This window comes from Candidatus Obscuribacterales bacterium (genome assembly GCA_019744775.1).
Lineage (GTDB): Bacteria > Cyanobacteriota > Vampirovibrionia > Obscuribacterales > Obscuribacteraceae > SBAT01.
On the sequence record JAIETZ010000001.1, the window covers coordinates 193,969 to 207,697 of the forward strand.

At 45.4% G+C, this 13,729-nt stretch carries 14 protein-coding genes; 7 read left to right on the forward strand and 7 right to left on the reverse strand.

Annotated features, from left to right (window positions below; all coding sequences use genetic code 11):
• Nucleotides 1–7: 7 nt before the first annotated feature.
• The gene (locus K2Y22_00765; protein MBX9876965.1) at nt 8–1,243 is read right to left on the reverse strand and encodes a choloylglycine hydrolase family protein; all 1,236 of its coding nucleotides are present in this window, start codon (nt 1,241–1,243) and stop codon (nt 8–10) included.
• A gap of 103 nt (nt 1,244–1,346) precedes the next feature.
• Between K2Y22_00765 and K2Y22_00770 the strand changes: the two genes are divergently transcribed.
• Complete coding sequence (locus K2Y22_00770; protein ID MBX9876966.1) at nt 1,347–1,868, forward strand: cupin domain-containing protein; 522 nt, start codon at nt 1,347–1,349, stop codon at nt 1,866–1,868.
• Between the two features lie 4 nt (nt 1,869–1,872).
• Here the strand turns inward: K2Y22_00770 and K2Y22_00775 are convergent, their stop codons facing one another.
• Nucleotides 1,873–2,946, reverse strand: coding sequence for an alpha/beta hydrolase (locus K2Y22_00775; protein ID MBX9876967.1), 1,074 nt, complete (start codon nt 2,944–2,946; stop codon nt 1,873–1,875).
• 135 nt (nt 2,947–3,081) lie between these two features.
• On the opposite strand from K2Y22_00775, the gene K2Y22_00780 reads away from it, so the two are divergent.
• Nucleotides 3,082–3,669: a tyrosine-protein phosphatase gene (locus K2Y22_00780; protein MBX9876968.1), complete on the forward strand. Its 588-nt coding sequence runs from the start codon at nt 3,082–3,084 to the stop codon at nt 3,667–3,669.
• A 4-nt stretch (nt 3,670–3,673) separates the two neighbouring features.
• On the opposite strand, the gene K2Y22_00785 is transcribed toward K2Y22_00780, so the two are convergent.
• Both K2Y22_00785 and K2Y22_00790 read right to left on the reverse strand, forming a co-directional pair.
• Complete coding sequence (locus K2Y22_00785) at nt 3,674–4,684, reverse strand: serine/threonine protein kinase (GenBank protein MBX9876969.1); 1,011 nt, start codon at nt 4,682–4,684, stop codon at nt 3,674–3,676.
• A 2-nt stretch (nt 4,685–4,686) separates the two neighbouring features.
• Entirely contained in the window at nt 4,687–5,679 is a 993-nt protein-coding gene (locus K2Y22_00790; protein ID MBX9876970.1) for a hypothetical protein, read from the reverse strand.
• Between the two features lie 125 nt (nt 5,680–5,804).
• Between K2Y22_00790 and K2Y22_00795 the strand changes: the two genes are divergently transcribed.
• Both K2Y22_00795 and K2Y22_00800 read left to right on the forward strand, forming a co-directional pair.
• Complete coding sequence (locus K2Y22_00795; protein ID MBX9876971.1) at nt 5,805–6,197, forward strand: phage holin family protein; 393 nt, start codon at nt 5,805–5,807, stop codon at nt 6,195–6,197.
• 2 nt (nt 6,198–6,199) lie between these two features.
• Nucleotides 6,200–6,775 carry a hypothetical protein gene (locus K2Y22_00800; protein ID MBX9876972.1) on the forward strand — a complete coding sequence of 192 codons (576 nt, stop codon included), beginning with the start codon at nt 6,200–6,202 and terminating at the stop codon, nt 6,773–6,775.
• Nucleotide 6,776: 1 nt separating this feature from the next.
• On the opposite strand, the gene K2Y22_00805 is transcribed toward K2Y22_00800, so the two are convergent.
• On the reverse strand, nt 6,777–7,421 hold the full coding sequence (locus tag K2Y22_00805; protein MBX9876973.1) for a heme-binding beta-barrel domain-containing protein: 645 nt from the start codon (nt 7,419–7,421) through the stop codon (nt 6,777–6,779).
• 144 nt (nt 7,422–7,565) lie between these two features.
• Between K2Y22_00805 and K2Y22_00810 the strand changes: the two genes are divergently transcribed.
• A complete protein-coding gene (locus K2Y22_00810; GenBank protein MBX9876974.1) occupies nt 7,566–9,593 on the forward strand; it encodes a cation:proton antiporter in 2,028 nt (675 codons plus the stop codon).
• On the opposite strand, the gene K2Y22_00815 is transcribed toward K2Y22_00810, so the two are convergent.
• The gene (locus K2Y22_00815) at nt 9,590–10,075 is read right to left on the reverse strand and encodes a glutathione peroxidase (GenBank protein ID MBX9876975.1); all 486 of its coding nucleotides are present in this window, start codon (nt 10,073–10,075) and stop codon (nt 9,590–9,592) included. The genes K2Y22_00810 and K2Y22_00815 overlap by 4 nt on opposite strands.
• Before the next feature lie 213 nt (nt 10,076–10,288).
• Between K2Y22_00815 and K2Y22_00820 the strand changes: the two genes are divergently transcribed.
• Complete coding sequence (locus tag K2Y22_00820) at nt 10,289–10,600, forward strand: hypothetical protein (protein ID MBX9876976.1); 312 nt, start codon at nt 10,289–10,291, stop codon at nt 10,598–10,600.
• Here the strand turns inward: K2Y22_00820 and K2Y22_00825 are convergent.
• Nucleotides 10,590–12,203, reverse strand: a complete 1,614-nt coding sequence (locus tag K2Y22_00825) for an ATP-binding cassette domain-containing protein (GenBank protein ID MBX9876977.1) — start codon at nt 12,201–12,203, stop codon at nt 10,590–10,592. The genes K2Y22_00820 and K2Y22_00825 overlap by 11 nt on opposite strands.
• A 184-nt stretch (nt 12,204–12,387) precedes the next feature.
• Here K2Y22_00825 and K2Y22_00830 point away from each other — a divergent pair, with 184 nt between their 5' ends.
• A complete protein-coding gene (locus tag K2Y22_00830) occupies nt 12,388–13,617 on the forward strand; it encodes a hypothetical protein (GenBank protein MBX9876978.1) in 1,230 nt (409 codons plus the stop codon).
• Nucleotides 13,618–13,729 lie beyond the last annotated feature (112 nt).

Consider the following 13,729-nt stretch of genomic DNA (forward strand, 5'->3'; position numbering starts at 1 on the left):
ATCTAATTTATTTTGCTTTCACTGTTTTTTTCGGCTCCGGCTTAGCTTTTGGTTCCTTGGCTTTGTCCGCTTTTGTCTTATCCGGTTTTGTCTCGGAAGTGGTTTCTTCTACAGGTTCTTCTCTACCTGGGACAAAACGCCACTTAACTTGCTTACTCACATCTTCTATAGGATTGCCGCCGGACATAGGCAACATACGCACCTTCAAACCAGCATTTAAATCAAGTCGCTTCAAATCAATAGAACGCAGATTTTGGTTTTCATAAGTGCGAAAATACATAACATTGTTTGCCAGATCTTTAATGAGTGCCCACTGCGTGTAATCGCAATGATCAAGATCACCCGGTTTTGCTCGCACATCTCCTACTGGAATATCCACTGCATTGAGAATATGCTGAGCAAGAATAACGCCATCAAGCGCTTTATCAACTGGTTTTGCAAAATTGACCATTGCAATAGTTCTCACAAAACGAGACGGAGGAGTCCAGTCACCAGGCACACCGAGAAATCCTGAGCCCTGCCCAGGTGGCGCCAATACTGTGCCGCGCACTTCAATAGAAGTAGGGTTCGCCGGTTTGAGCGTCAAGTAATTGCGCATGTTTATCGACTGCCAATCAAATGGCGGTGCGTTAGTTAAAACACCATTGGGATTGTCGTAAAACTTCTGTTGACCATCGACAAATTCCAAGACAGCATTATTGCCTTTTGCATCGTGCAGGGCAAAATGCATTGTCGAGATTCCACCTAATTGTTCTAGCGGTTTGCACCAGACTTTTACCTTGGGCAAATTCGCTTTTACTTCCGCAACAGTAGAGAAATTACCTAAAATCCAGTGTCCTAAATCAAGCGCATCGAGTGTGATTTTATTGTCTTTAGGAGCTACCGTCTGATAAGTGGTGTACTCGGGAAGCCAGAGAGCGCCAACTGAAAGTCCTTTTTCATTCATGCCGTCAATGGCTACATCAATGTCCAGAGCGTCAGCTGCTACATAACCGTATTTCGATAGCCACTTGAGTGCGGCCTTACCATCAGGCGTGCGTGACGTGTGGTCCTCGCCGCGAGCATGAACTCTCAACTGAGACTTCAAATCAACTGCCCATTCCATCGAGCGACCAATAATTACCGAGTTATCCTTTGTCTTAACCTGAAAGTCCGTACAGGCTACAGCCGGCAAATGACTAACAAGAGACAGGCTTAAAAATACGCCCGGCAATTTGCCAAAAACACCTTCAAATGCACGCATATTTGTCCTCCTGCCGCCTATGTACCCCGTTAAATAAACGCATGCAAAGGAATTACGTGATAAGAAAAGAAATTTTAAGCCGGCGTGGTATGTCATTACCATCATGCCTAAGAAAATAGATTTGTCAGCTTCCGATTTAATCCAACTTTTGAAGTTGGAAGAGCATCCTGAAGGCGGCTATTACCGGCAAACTTACAAATCCTACGAGCTCATTCCTCGAGAGGTTTTGCCGCCACGCTACGAAAGTCCCCGCTCTTATGGGACTTCTATCTATTACCTGCTTACTAAAGAGACTTGTTCCAGACTGCACAAAGTTGCATCTGATGAAACATTCCACTTTTATTTCGGCGCCCCTGTAGAAATGCTTCTACTTTTTCCGGACAACAGGGCAGACATAGTTGTTTTAGGTCACAACATATTAGCTCGACAACAACCGCAATACACGGTTCCAAAAGGAATTTGGCAGGGCAGCAAAATACTGCAAGATCCCGATTATCCGGATTATGCTCTTATGGGCACAACTGTGGCACCTGGCTTTGAATACGATGACTTTGAACTGGCTAAACGTGCTGAACTTCTAGCCGAGTACAAAGAATTTGAAAAACAAATACTAGACTTGACGTAATTGCTTACTGAACCAGTATGCCGCCGGCATCCACAATTTTTCTGCCTAAATTTACTTTGTCATCACGGGAAGCCGGCGAGTGGTCTTCAAACCAGTCTCTAACGCTGTCGACAACAGCTGCGCGCAAGAACGAAGTCTCTAATTGCAAGTGTCCGTAGCTGCCCAGCCAACGTACAGTTTGGTCATCAGACGGCATTGCGGATGTTAGGTGAGTCACCATATCCGGTACCACACAACGATCAGAGCTTCCTTGAATAATCAACACAGACATATGTGACGGCACGGTCTTACCATATTTAGCTGTCTTCTCGACGAATTCATCAGTAGACAAAAGATCAAATAGCGGCACTTTCTTCAAGATGAGCGGATCATCAAGCATTTCGTTAACAACTTCTTGTCTTGCCGAAACAAGACTCGTAATGAAATGGTGTAGGTCCAGCTCATGATGCTTATTAACAAGCGCTTTCATCCCGGAACCAATGTCGGAAGGCGACATATACATTGCAGGATTTACTTTCACAGCAGGAGCCGACAAAATCATCCCCGTAACAAGTTCAGGATGTTCTCCGGCCAAGCGTACGCAAAATGTACAACCCAGGCTCTCACCAAGAACTATAAGCGGAATATCGGGATATTTCTCTTTGAGCAATTGAGCTAATTTGACTAGGTCCGCATAGCTCTTTTCGTGATTGATTTTGGTTTTGTCGTCGCCTTTAGTGCTATAACGCTTTTCCTCATCGAATTTACAGCGACCGAATCCCCGCATATCCGGTGCGGCAAAAACAACACCTTCACTGGCAAGCGTTCTTGCCAATACTCTATAGCGTCTTCCATGAAGCGTCAGTCCGTGAATACCCAAGCAGACTACTCTGGGCTCTCTATCAACAGGCAGCCATTGATAAACAGGCAAATTCAAGGACTGTCCAAGTTCGCTGTCCTCAACATAAGTAAATTTGCTTGCCATTTCAGGGCTAAGCGTATCCTTAATAGATGGAATGGTCAGTTCAGCGCCTCTTACGGACGGAATAGCGACAGCCATTAATGCCAGCGATATGGCCAGGGACTTAAAAGGTTTCATGGAATCTCCAGACGAGGAAGCCTTGATGATAAGAGCTGACCGCCACTTCCAACAAGAGTTATTAGCTAAGACTAATCAAAATTAGTAAATTGGTAATTAGGGTATTAGATGAATGGCAACAAAAGGTCGAGAGTCATGCAACGCTTAGGTTTACTTTTAGCTTGTCTTTTGACCATCAACTGTCCGGCGACTGCCGGAGAAGATGATGACAGACATCGTTCAAGACGGCACAGGCACAGCCATTACGTAAACGGCATAAGAAATTTCCGCGCAGTGCATCCATGGCTTTTCCGCGGTGGTAAACCACCTCCTCAAGCATTCGAAACAATAAATAAGATGGGCGTTACGACTGTTGTAGATCTGCGCGATAGCGTCAAACTGGCTAATGCAGAAAAGGTTCTCTGCAAGCGTTACGGAATGAAGTTCGTACATATTCCCATGTCGCACCGAGTGGCGCCGACAAAGCAACAAATAGACGAATTTCTCAAGGTAGTAGCAATAGCAAAAGAACACACAGGAAAAGGCTCCGTTTTCGTTCATTGCACCATGGGCGATGACAGAACCGGTTGCATGGTGGCTATATCACGCATGGCACAAGATGGCTATACATTTGACGAAGCCTTTGAGGAGATGCTGCATTTTGGCTTCCACAGGCATTTTGATACCTTAGCGTCTGCCGTTAGAGAGTATGCCGTAAACCATAACAAAATGACGAGCAAATGATCTTCTACGGTGCATCGCTCAGTAAGTCCTGCAAGAAACCTCCTGCCAAATACATAAGTAGAAATGCCGCAATGAAAATGACGGCAGTAATAATCATTTTTCGCTTCCTTTGTCTTTCAGAAGCTAGACTGACGCGATCCAACTGAACTCCTTTAGTCAGCTTTTTAAGATCGGCGATAATCTCATCCATTGATTGATATCTGTCCTCAGGCTTTTTCTCCATTGCCTTGAGCATAATCATTTTTAGACCAGTGGAAACGCCGAGGCTCTGATTGATAGCTGGTGGCGCTTCACTTATGTGCTTATTGGCCGTATCCACAAAGGTTTCACCGACAAATGGCGGCACGCCTGACAATGCCGCATACATCACACAGCCAAAAGAATAAATATCCGATCTTTGATCAACACGCTTGCCTAAAGCCTGTTCAGGACTCATGTAGAGAGGTGTGCCTAAAACAACACCGGTTTTGGTTAGCCCCTGGCTTTTTATTACATCGCCATCATCGGTCAAAACTTTGGCTATACCAAAATCAACTATTTGAACTTTAGTGTGTCCTTCCCCGCCACTTCTGGCAAGCATAATATTTTCCGGCTTCAAATCTCGGTGCACGACTGAGTGCTCATGCGCAAGCGCTAACGCCTGAGCAATTTGTAGAAATATGTGCACAGCTTCCGTTTGTTCTAAAGGACCGTCACGGCGAACTTTACGTTCCAGACTAATTCCATCGATCCAATCCATTACTAGATAAGGCACGTCTTTATTTATACCGAAGTCGTGCACCTGACAGATTGAGGGATGCTTGAGAGAGCTGGCCGATTTAGCTTCACCAATAAAGCGCTGGCGCATTTCCTCGTCGTAGGCACATTCCTTGCGCAAAACCTTTACGGCAAAATTGCCGCCCGTATAACGGTTCTTAACCTTGTAGATTGCACCCATGCCTCCTTCGCTTACCTTTCCGATTACGTGGTATTGCTCGGGGAGTATGGGTAACTGATTGTCATTGTCACTGACCATATCTATTTTTCCGGATTATTCTCAGTTGCTTCAACTGGTTGCGGCAACGCAACTTGTGGTGGTAGAGGATCGGCACTAGTCGATGTTACAGAAGATGCAGCCGGACTAGATTCAACGACGGGTGCAACATTTTCCACTACCGGTGGCGCCAGAGTTTCAGCAGTTGCCGGTTTTGCAGTTGTTTCAGCAGTTGCAGGTGCTTCCGGTGTTGCCGTCGCTGGCGGTGCGCTAACAGTTTCGCTGACTGGCGGCTTTACCTCGACAGCTGTCGGCAATACTTTGCCAGCGCCGGCATTTTGTGTAATCGACAAATCAACTTTGTCGGCTTCCTCGTTCTTTTTCAAATTGCGCAACACTTTGCTATAGGTTCTAAGCGTCACCATTCTCTGCACTTGCGGCAAACTTGGATATTTCGCGTAGAGTGCAACTGAATCTTTCAATATAGGTTCGGCAGCGGCATAGTCATGCTTATCCAAATAAAGTCCTGATAAGTCAGCTTGCATTTTAACAATAGCTCTTTCGTCAGGACGACTTGCTCCTTTGTGATAGTCGACAATTGATTTTTGATATCCGATTGCTTGATCAAGTTTTTTCTGTGCTTTGGTTGCCGTAACCAACTTTTGCAAAACGGGCACGCGTGTTGAACTTTTAGCTCCATCTCTCAAAGTAACAACCTGCAAGACGTAGGCAAAAGTTTTCTCCGCATTCGCCCATTGCTTAGCTACTTCGTACCGGCATCCCGATGACCAATATTGGTTAATTGCCTGAGTCTGCGTATCAAAAGCGGCTTTCTGAGCAGCAGTCATTGCTTTAGTTGCCTTTTGAAACGATTTGTTCAAAGCATTCTTGTGACCAAGTCCTGCGGACATTCCGGCTCCGGCACCAGTGCCTGCAGCACCGGCACGCAAATCACCAAATTCCATAATGCTCTGCGCCTTAGCAGGCAGCAAACAGAGGGACAAAAGCAAAGCAGAAGATATTGCAGAAGATCGCATAAGTTCGCCCTATCGCCAGAAAGCTATACCCCTATTATGCATTTCATAATCGAAGGGCGTAGGCTCTTCACTAAATACGTTACGCGCATGTATCCTAAAGTTATGGTCGTTTTAAGGAGTCATTTATGATGAGAGCCATTTTGAGACTGGTACTCACAGCTTTGGCCTTTGTAGCAGTGCTGCCGATGATTCCCGGTATAGACTTTCACGGCAGCTTCCTATCCGCCCTTTTAATATCGCTACTTTTCGGCTTAATGTTGTGGCTTATTGAACTCGGTGTCGGCTTAATCGCTGCTTTATGGACGGTTGCATCCCTGGGCTTGGCTCTTTTGTGGCTGATTCCTCTATGGGTGATTGGATTCTGGGTTTTGCCGGCTCTCGCACTTTTATTAACTGCTCACTTTGTGCCACAACATTTAACGATAACAGGCTTCTGGCCGGCAGCACTAGCCGGATTGGTAATGATGCTAATAGGTCTTGTCACAAGTAAAACATTCAAACACAGAGCAAAAGACTGATAATGAAAATCCCGGCATTACTGTTGGTCATTTGTGTGTCTGTTCTTGCCGCTCAAGCGCAAGAAGGCAAGCCCTTTGAATTAAAAGCTTCTGAAAGCAAACTTTACATAGATCCTGACTGGGCAACATCAGACACCGAAGACAAACTCTTACCGGATAAATTGGCACCACTAATTCCCGGGCATCGCCTGGCTGAACAAGGCCAAATTCAAGAAACTGCGGTGACTAAAGTGAAGCTAAAAGAAGACGTCAATCACGGCGAAATTCCAGTGGGTGTATTAGGAGCGTATACCGAAGGTGATGACGGCACGATTACAAAGATTCTTCCCGGCAGTGATTTATTACGTCTGGGTGTTGTCGTAGGCGACAAGATACGAAAAATAGACGGTGCTGTCCACACAAATGCCGACAATTTTCGCAATGCTTGCCGCGGTTTACCTGGGTCAACGATGATTTTAACGATAGAGCGCAATGGACAAACAGCGCCATATATTATTAAGCGCACCGATGCGCGCCTCTATACAAATGACAGCGACGGCTATTACAAATGGTGCGTTGAGCAAATCAAACGCTGGTGAATCAAGCCGCTGTTGCTTGCAATGCTAAAGGATTAGGAGTCGGTTCAGCAATTTTCTTCATCGTGTGACTGTCTGTATGATGAAAGGCTTCATCTCTGCCTTTTATCATCATCACGGTGTCTTCATCATAAGACCAGGTACCGTCATCATTGATTGTTACTTTGATGCGGAATTCAACAGTCTTGTAGGCGTATTCAAGAAAAGGGTTAGACGAAATACCATTTGTCACAACTCCATGTTCTGCCACAAGCTCAAACGATTTGGCGTCTTTGGCTGCTTTACCGATAGCCAAAACCGTTTGTCCACGCGGTATAGCTACTGTGTGAATGACCGTTTCTGTTGCCGGCTCCCAGAGCCAGTAACCAACTTGATCATGGAATGTTTTTACTTCGCCGGGCTTAGTTATATGCGTGTGATAGCGCAATCCGTAAAGAAGTTGCGGTCCATTAAGTGCTGGATCAATCGGCTGCAATTCATATCTCTCCACGTAGATATTTCCCTTCTTGCCGGTTGCCACCGGGTGAAGGTCACTGCCATCTTCGCCATGCCAAATTCCAGCCATTCCCGTTAATGGACCGAGATTTTTCAAGGTGTCTATATTGACATTGCTCGGTTCTGTAAAAATATCTTGAGGAAAGTCGCTCATAGTGTCTCCTTCGGTGCGTCTCCATTACCTTTTACCACGCAAATTAGCCAGGCAACGTAAATATTGCCGATAGTTCATAGATTTTTGGCTATTTTCAGGAATTTAACTGGGTAGAATCTAGATAGACCTCCTGAAAGGCTCGCTATGACCGATCTCACGCTAATTAGGGATCTAGGTTGCGTGTGGCTCGCCGCACTCCTAGCAGGCTTTTTCTGCATTCGTTTCAAACAGCCTGTTATTGCCGGTTACGTACTGGCCGGAGTAGCAATCGGTCCCTACGGGGCATCCTTAATAAACAATACTGAGCAGATTGAAACGCTGGCCGAATTAGGCGTAGCGCTGCTCTTGTTCGTTTTGGGACTAGAAGTCTCATTTAAAAAGGTCTTTTCGTCAGCCAAGCGTGTTTTGGCCGCTGCGCTCAGTCAGCTGATAGTTACAATTGCCTGCGCCTGGCTATTTGCTCAGGCGACAGGTCTAGTTACGGCAACTGATGACGGTTTCATCTTCGGCTGCATTTGTGCTTTATCAAGCACTGTCGTCGCAAGCAAATTGCTATCGGAAAGAGCCGAGGCAGATTCGGCACATGGCCGGCTGCTGGTGGCAATTTTGCTAATTCAGGATATTTCTCTTGTGCCTATAATTGCCCTATTACCTGCATTAAACCAAGCTACGATAAGTTCAGTGGCAACATCCTTTGCCTTTTTGCCGGCATTGCTCATGGCACTCTTCAAGGCAACTCTTCTTATGTCCATTGTTCTTCTTGGTGCAACAAAAGTAGTGCCATATCTTTTGAAATGGGTGACAAGAACAAATTCTCGTGAAGTGTTTTTATTAAGCCTCATTACTTTGTGCGTAGGCATTGCCCTTTCAAGCCAGCAACTAGGTCTATCACTAGCATTGGGCGCATTTTTAGCAGGCGCCATGATTAGTGAATCCCCCTATGGACATCAAGCACTGGCCGATCTTTTGCCCGTTAAAGATCTCTTCTCTACAGTATTTTTCGTATCTGTCGGCATGTTGTTAAATCCCTCCTTTTTAGTCGAGCATCCGATACAAGTATTTCTCTTCGTGTTGTTAATTCTCGTTGGTAAAGCAACAGTAGGTACACTGAGTGCCAGAACGGCAGTAGCTAGTTGGTGGAGTGCAATTCTTGTCGGTGTGGGCTTAGCGCAAATTGGGGAATTTTCTTTCGTGTTGGCAACGGTTGCTCATTCACTGCAATTCTTGCCCGAAAGCGTCTACGACTTGTTTTTAGCCGGTGCGGTCATCACGCTCATCGTTTCGCCGCTTCTAATGACCATCGTGCCAAAACTTCTCTGGCGATATGCGGCCACACATGTAACTGTCGACAAAAATCTGGAAGACACGATTACCACTAGCATAAAAGACCACGTAATTATTTGCGGGTACGGCAGAATAGGACGCAATGTAGGCATTGCTTTGCGCAGTCTCAATATTCCCATTGTGGTAATCGATATGAACAGTGAAACAATCGAGGAGTTGGAGCGAGAAGGTATCCCATGCATCTATGGCGATGTCTTCGGGCGTCAGGTACTTTTAAAAGCTGGAGTGAATAGAGCTGCTGCTCTTGTCCTGACTGTGCCGGATCCTATTGCCACCATGACCATCATTTCTTTCATCCGCCACCAGAACCAAGACATAAAAATAATTGCTCGCGCTCATAGATCGGACGACATTGAAATCTTTCGTGCTATAGGTGCGAATGCTGTTGTACAGCCGGAATTTGAATCAAGTATTGAAATTACAAAACTAGCACTAATGAGTTTAAGAGCCGATCATTCAGTTATAGAAATGGCCCTCAAAGAGATTGAAACCGAGCGCTACAAAATCTTCCAGCATGATTTGCCGGAACTGCCGGAGCTGATTCTCAGCAACGAAAGCGAATCATTTTCGGGCAATTGGTTTGCCATAAATGATCTGGATGCCGGTTTCGATCTTCGCAAACAAACTATAGGCTCCCTGGATATCCGCAACCGAACAGGCGCCACGGTGCTTGCTATTAAACGAGACAACCAAACAATTGCCCATCCACCACCTGATGAAGTAATTGGTCAAGGAGACGCATTGTATGTGGCGGGCAACTCCGAACAATTACAAGCCTTCGAGACATTGCTCAAGGCTTATCGTTTTTGTCCCAATTTAGAAACTTAGTTATTCTCTAATTGCTTTTCAATATCGGAAGCTATGTCCTTGGGCTCGACATTGGAAGCATAGCGCTTAACTACATTGCCGTGCCTGTCCACAAGAAACTTGGTGAAATTCCACTTGATTGCCTCGGTTCCCATAATACCGGGGGCGGAACTGGTCAAGTACTTGTACAACGGGTGAGCATTTTCTCCGTTAACGTCGATTTTTTCAAACATCTGAAAATCAACGCCATAATTCTTTTGACAAAAGGCACCAATTTGAGTACTGTCTCCCGGCTCTTGCTCACCAAACTGGTTGCAAGGGAAACCCAAAACCTTCAATCCCTTGTCTGCGTATTTTTTGTTCAATTCCTCAAGTCCTTTAAACTGAGGTGTAAATCCACACTGGGAAGCTGTGTTTACAATCAGAACTACATCACCTTTGTATTTAGATAGGTTTATTTCTTTGCCGTCTAAGCCTTTAGCTTGAAAATCATAAATAGTCATATGCTTCTGTCCCATGTGTGTCTTGTCGTATTTAGCTGTTTTTCCTATTGCCTTTGTCTCCGCGGCCTCGGCAGCCTGAACAAATAGAAATGCCGAAATGAGAACCATAATTGTGTTTTTCATGGCGTAAATTGTGTCATACGAAATACCGCTTTACTTCAAATCTTACTCACTTGTGTGCTTGAATTGTATTGTTCTCAGAGGAGTCTACAAATGCTGTCAGCCTATCTATTAAGCCGCGACGCAAGATGTTATGAGTGCGACAGAAAACTTCTTGCCGGCGAAGTTGCCAAACTAACTCACGAGAGCGAAGAACGCGAACTATTTTGCGCTAAATGCGCGCAGTTGGACAAGCTGGAAGTGCTGAATAAAGGCAATGCCAAACTGACACGCCTGGCAAGCAAGTATTCACAGGTAAAGTTTGCGCTTCTAAAGTGGTCTCCGCTTTGGAAGGCTTACGAACGGCAAGGACTTCTTCTTGAGCCTGAGGCAATTGCCAGAGCTAAGTCGGAGCTTACTTCTTAGAGGCTACCTGGCGAGCACGTGATTTAAATTGATGATGCTCAAGATACTCTTCATAGGTGCCTGGGAAATCCACAATTCCTTTATCAGTAAAGGAAAGTACTCGTGTAGCCACGTCAGAAATCAAGTCTCTGTCATGGGATACAAGAAGCACCGTCCCAGGATAATTTGACAGCCCTTCTGCTAAAGCTGAAACAGCTTCCAAGTCAAGGTGATTTGTCGGTTCATCGAATACCAAAATTGGATTTTTCACCATCATCATTTTGGCCATGAGCAAACGTGCAGCTTCACCACCGGATAGTGCCTCAGTCCTTTTCAATGACTCGTCACCGGAAAATAACATGCGCCCTAAAAGCCCACGCACAAATTGAATGTCGCCTTTTTCAGAAAACTGCATGAGCCAATCAAGAGCAGTCATTCCACCTTGAATGTCATCATGATAATCCTGCGGGTAATAACTCCAGGAGGCATTATCTCCCCACTTCATGGTGCCGGCATCTGCTTTGATTTCACCAAGCAAAAGACGCAGAAGAGTTGTTTTGCCCACACCGTTTGAACCGATGATGGCAATCCTGTCACCGCGCTTAATATCCAAGTTGAAATTCTTCAAAATAACTTTGTCATCGAAAGACTTGTTCATGCCGCGCACTTGGAGTACTTCACGTCCCATAGGCTTTTCTTGTTCAAAGCGAATAAACGGTCTTTGGATATTAGATCTTTTAAGTTCTTGAGGAGCCAGACGAGCAATTTCTTTCTTACGGGACTGCACTTGGCTTGATCTTTGACCGGCGGCAAAACGAGCGACGAACTCTTGCAATTGCGCTACCTTCTTTGCCTTGTCGCGATTTTCTTGCTCAATCGTTTCGCGCGCCTGTATTTTCTGAGTGACCATGTCGTCATAGTTACCCGGATAGATAATGATGGTGTCATAGTCAATGTCGGCAATATGTGTGCAAACTGCATTGAGGAAATGTCTATCGTGAGAAATAACTATGAGCACACCTTCGTAATCGTGAAGGAATTCTTCCAACCAGTGAATTGAATCGAGATCCAAGTGGTTTGTCGGTTCATCCAACAATAACGCCTGCGGTCCGGCAAAAAGAGCTTGAGCCAGAAGAACGCGGAATTTGAAATCTGTTGCCAGCGTGCTCATCAGATTTTCGTGCTTCTCGTCTTCAATGCCTATACCGCGCAGAATTTCTGCAGCTTCAAATTCAGCCGTGTAACCATTTTCATCGGCGATGACTTGTTCCAGTTGAACTAGTCTATCTATCTGCTCAGGCGTGTGCTCAGACAATTCACAAAGAGCATCGCGCTCCTTGAACGCCTTCCAGAGAACATCATTACCCATAACAACAGTGTCGATGATGCGCTCATTGTCGTAGGCAAACTGGTCTTGTTTAAGAACCCCTACGCGGCGCGGACGATTGATCACACCGGAGTTGGTCGGTTCATATTCGCCAGAGAGAATTTTCATGAAAGTCGACTTGCCGGAACCATTGGGTCCGGTTAAGCCATAGCGATTGCCCGGGCTGAACTTGGCAGAAACATTGTCGAACAATGTTCGAGCGCCATAGCTTTTGGAGACTTCAGTTACAACAATCACGATGAATCCTCTAAAACACTGCTGGACCGGCATTTCCCGTCTAGCGATACTAAAAGTGGATATTATACTTGTTTCCAAGCACCCGCCCAAATTTTCCACATTTAATTTTTCGAATTGCCGGAAGAAACTATCCGACAAGGGCACGCCCTTGTCATGCTAAGATCGCCACTTTCGTGGGGAACCTATGCGTCTGAAAGTTCTATCACTTGCGTTTTGCTTTGCGCTTTCCTTTCCAAGCGCAATGGCTCAGGGCCAGTCACAATTGAGTCCTCAGACTTTGGAATTATTCAACGAAATTGAACATCAGTATTTTGGACGTAATTACACAACCGAGTCTTACGATGCCCGCGCCCAGCGCATTGAAAAAATCATGTTCGGCGACGTGCAGGCTGGCGACCCCAATCAAAGAGTAGCCAACATCGTCAGCTTTGTTTTGCAGGCAAACACAGATACACCTGACTCACCAAGTGATGCAGTTGTAGATACAGGTGATGAGTATCCGCATATCACAAAATTAGAAAGTCTCATTCTTGGTCAGACACATCCGACAGGCGATATAAAAGAAAGACTGGCAAGGCTAGAGACAAAAGCTTTTGGCAAGTCTTCTACCAATGTTGACTTAAGCGCCCGCACCGATGCACTTGATCTATATGTACAGAAGACATTGCATCAAAACCCTTTCAAACTAAATGCTTCAGCAGACGCGGACAATTCACAGTCGACTACTCAACAAACAAGTTCTGCTGCAGACGATGATCAACCAGACTATCCACATATAGATACCCTGGAAAAACAAATCTTGGGCGCTACCTATATAGGGCAACCACTTGTCGATCGTTTAAGCCGCATGGAAGTTAAAGCGTACGGGAAAGCATCACCCAACCCTGATCTTAGTCAACGAACAGATGACCTTGATACCTATGTTGAAAATGTCTTGCATATAAAATCGTTCGAACAGACACAAGAAAGACCTGATGACAGCCGAACAACCTATCAGCAATCGCAACCGAACTCCCAAAGGAAAAAACAGATTGCCGCTTTTGTCGCCAACTCTCTTTTAGGAATGGCCGGGTTGGGTTTTCTCGGTGTAATGCCACCAGGCATGTCCCCTATCAGCAGGCGTGATGATGAAAGTGTTAGTCAGGGATCATCAGCTCCTCAAGAAGATCCTCTTATCACCCAGCCAAACGTGCCGCCCTCCAATACAAGGATGATTACCAAAGTTGGTTGGTGCGAAATGCATACTTACGGACATACATCACAAAATCTGCATCTGATTGATAGATTGACTCAGCTGAATCAAACATTGAATTACGCGCCTGGACAAACCGGCATGGACTTAATGGATGATATGGATGCGCTTATCAAGAAAGTTTGTCAGCGCCAGGCGTCAGCACCCAACGTAACTCAATAATTCGTTTGGTAATTCGTTTGGTAATTTCTTCGCTGGAAAATTGACGCAATTTACATTTATTAGACACATTTAGTGTAGAATTTGAAAGTTCTTTAACCCAATAGGACTTTTG

Bases quoted from the DNA above. Each gene is read 5' to 3' on its own strand.
- K2Y22_00765 (MBX9876965.1), bottom strand. From the start codon at position 1,243: ATGCGTGCATTTGAAGGTGTTTTTGGCAAATTGCCGGGCGTATTTTTA.
- K2Y22_00770 (MBX9876966.1), top strand. From the start codon at position 1,347: ATGCCTAAGAAAATAGATTTGTCAGCTTCCGATTTAATCCAACTTTTG.
- K2Y22_00775 (MBX9876967.1), bottom strand. From the start codon at position 2,946: ATGAAACCTTTTAAGTCCCTGGCCATATCGCTGGCATTAATGGCTGTC.
- K2Y22_00780 (MBX9876968.1), top strand. From the start codon at position 3,082: ATGCAACGCTTAGGTTTACTTTTAGCTTGTCTTTTGACCATCAACTGT.
- K2Y22_00785 (MBX9876969.1), bottom strand. From the start codon at position 4,684: ATGGTCAGTGACAATGACAATCAGTTACCCATACTCCCCGAGCAATAC.
- K2Y22_00790 (MBX9876970.1), bottom strand. From the start codon at position 5,679: ATGCGATCTTCTGCAATATCTTCTGCTTTGCTTTTGTCCCTCTGTTTG.
- K2Y22_00795 (MBX9876971.1), top strand. From the start codon at position 5,805: ATGATGAGAGCCATTTTGAGACTGGTACTCACAGCTTTGGCCTTTGTA.
- K2Y22_00800 (MBX9876972.1), top strand. From the start codon at position 6,200: ATGAAAATCCCGGCATTACTGTTGGTCATTTGTGTGTCTGTTCTTGCC.
- K2Y22_00805 (MBX9876973.1), bottom strand. From the start codon at position 7,421: ATGAGCGACTTTCCTCAAGATATTTTTACAGAACCGAGCAATGTCAAT.
- K2Y22_00810 (MBX9876974.1), top strand. From the start codon at position 7,566: ATGACCGATCTCACGCTAATTAGGGATCTAGGTTGCGTGTGGCTCGCC.
- K2Y22_00815 (MBX9876975.1), bottom strand. From the start codon at position 10,075: ATGACTATTTATGATTTTCAAGCTAAAGGCTTAGACGGCAAAGAAATA.
- K2Y22_00820 (MBX9876976.1), top strand. From the start codon at position 10,289: ATGCTGTCAGCCTATCTATTAAGCCGCGACGCAAGATGTTATGAGTGC.
- K2Y22_00830 (MBX9876978.1), top strand. From the start codon at position 12,388: ATGCGTCTGAAAGTTCTATCACTTGCGTTTTGCTTTGCGCTTTCCTTT.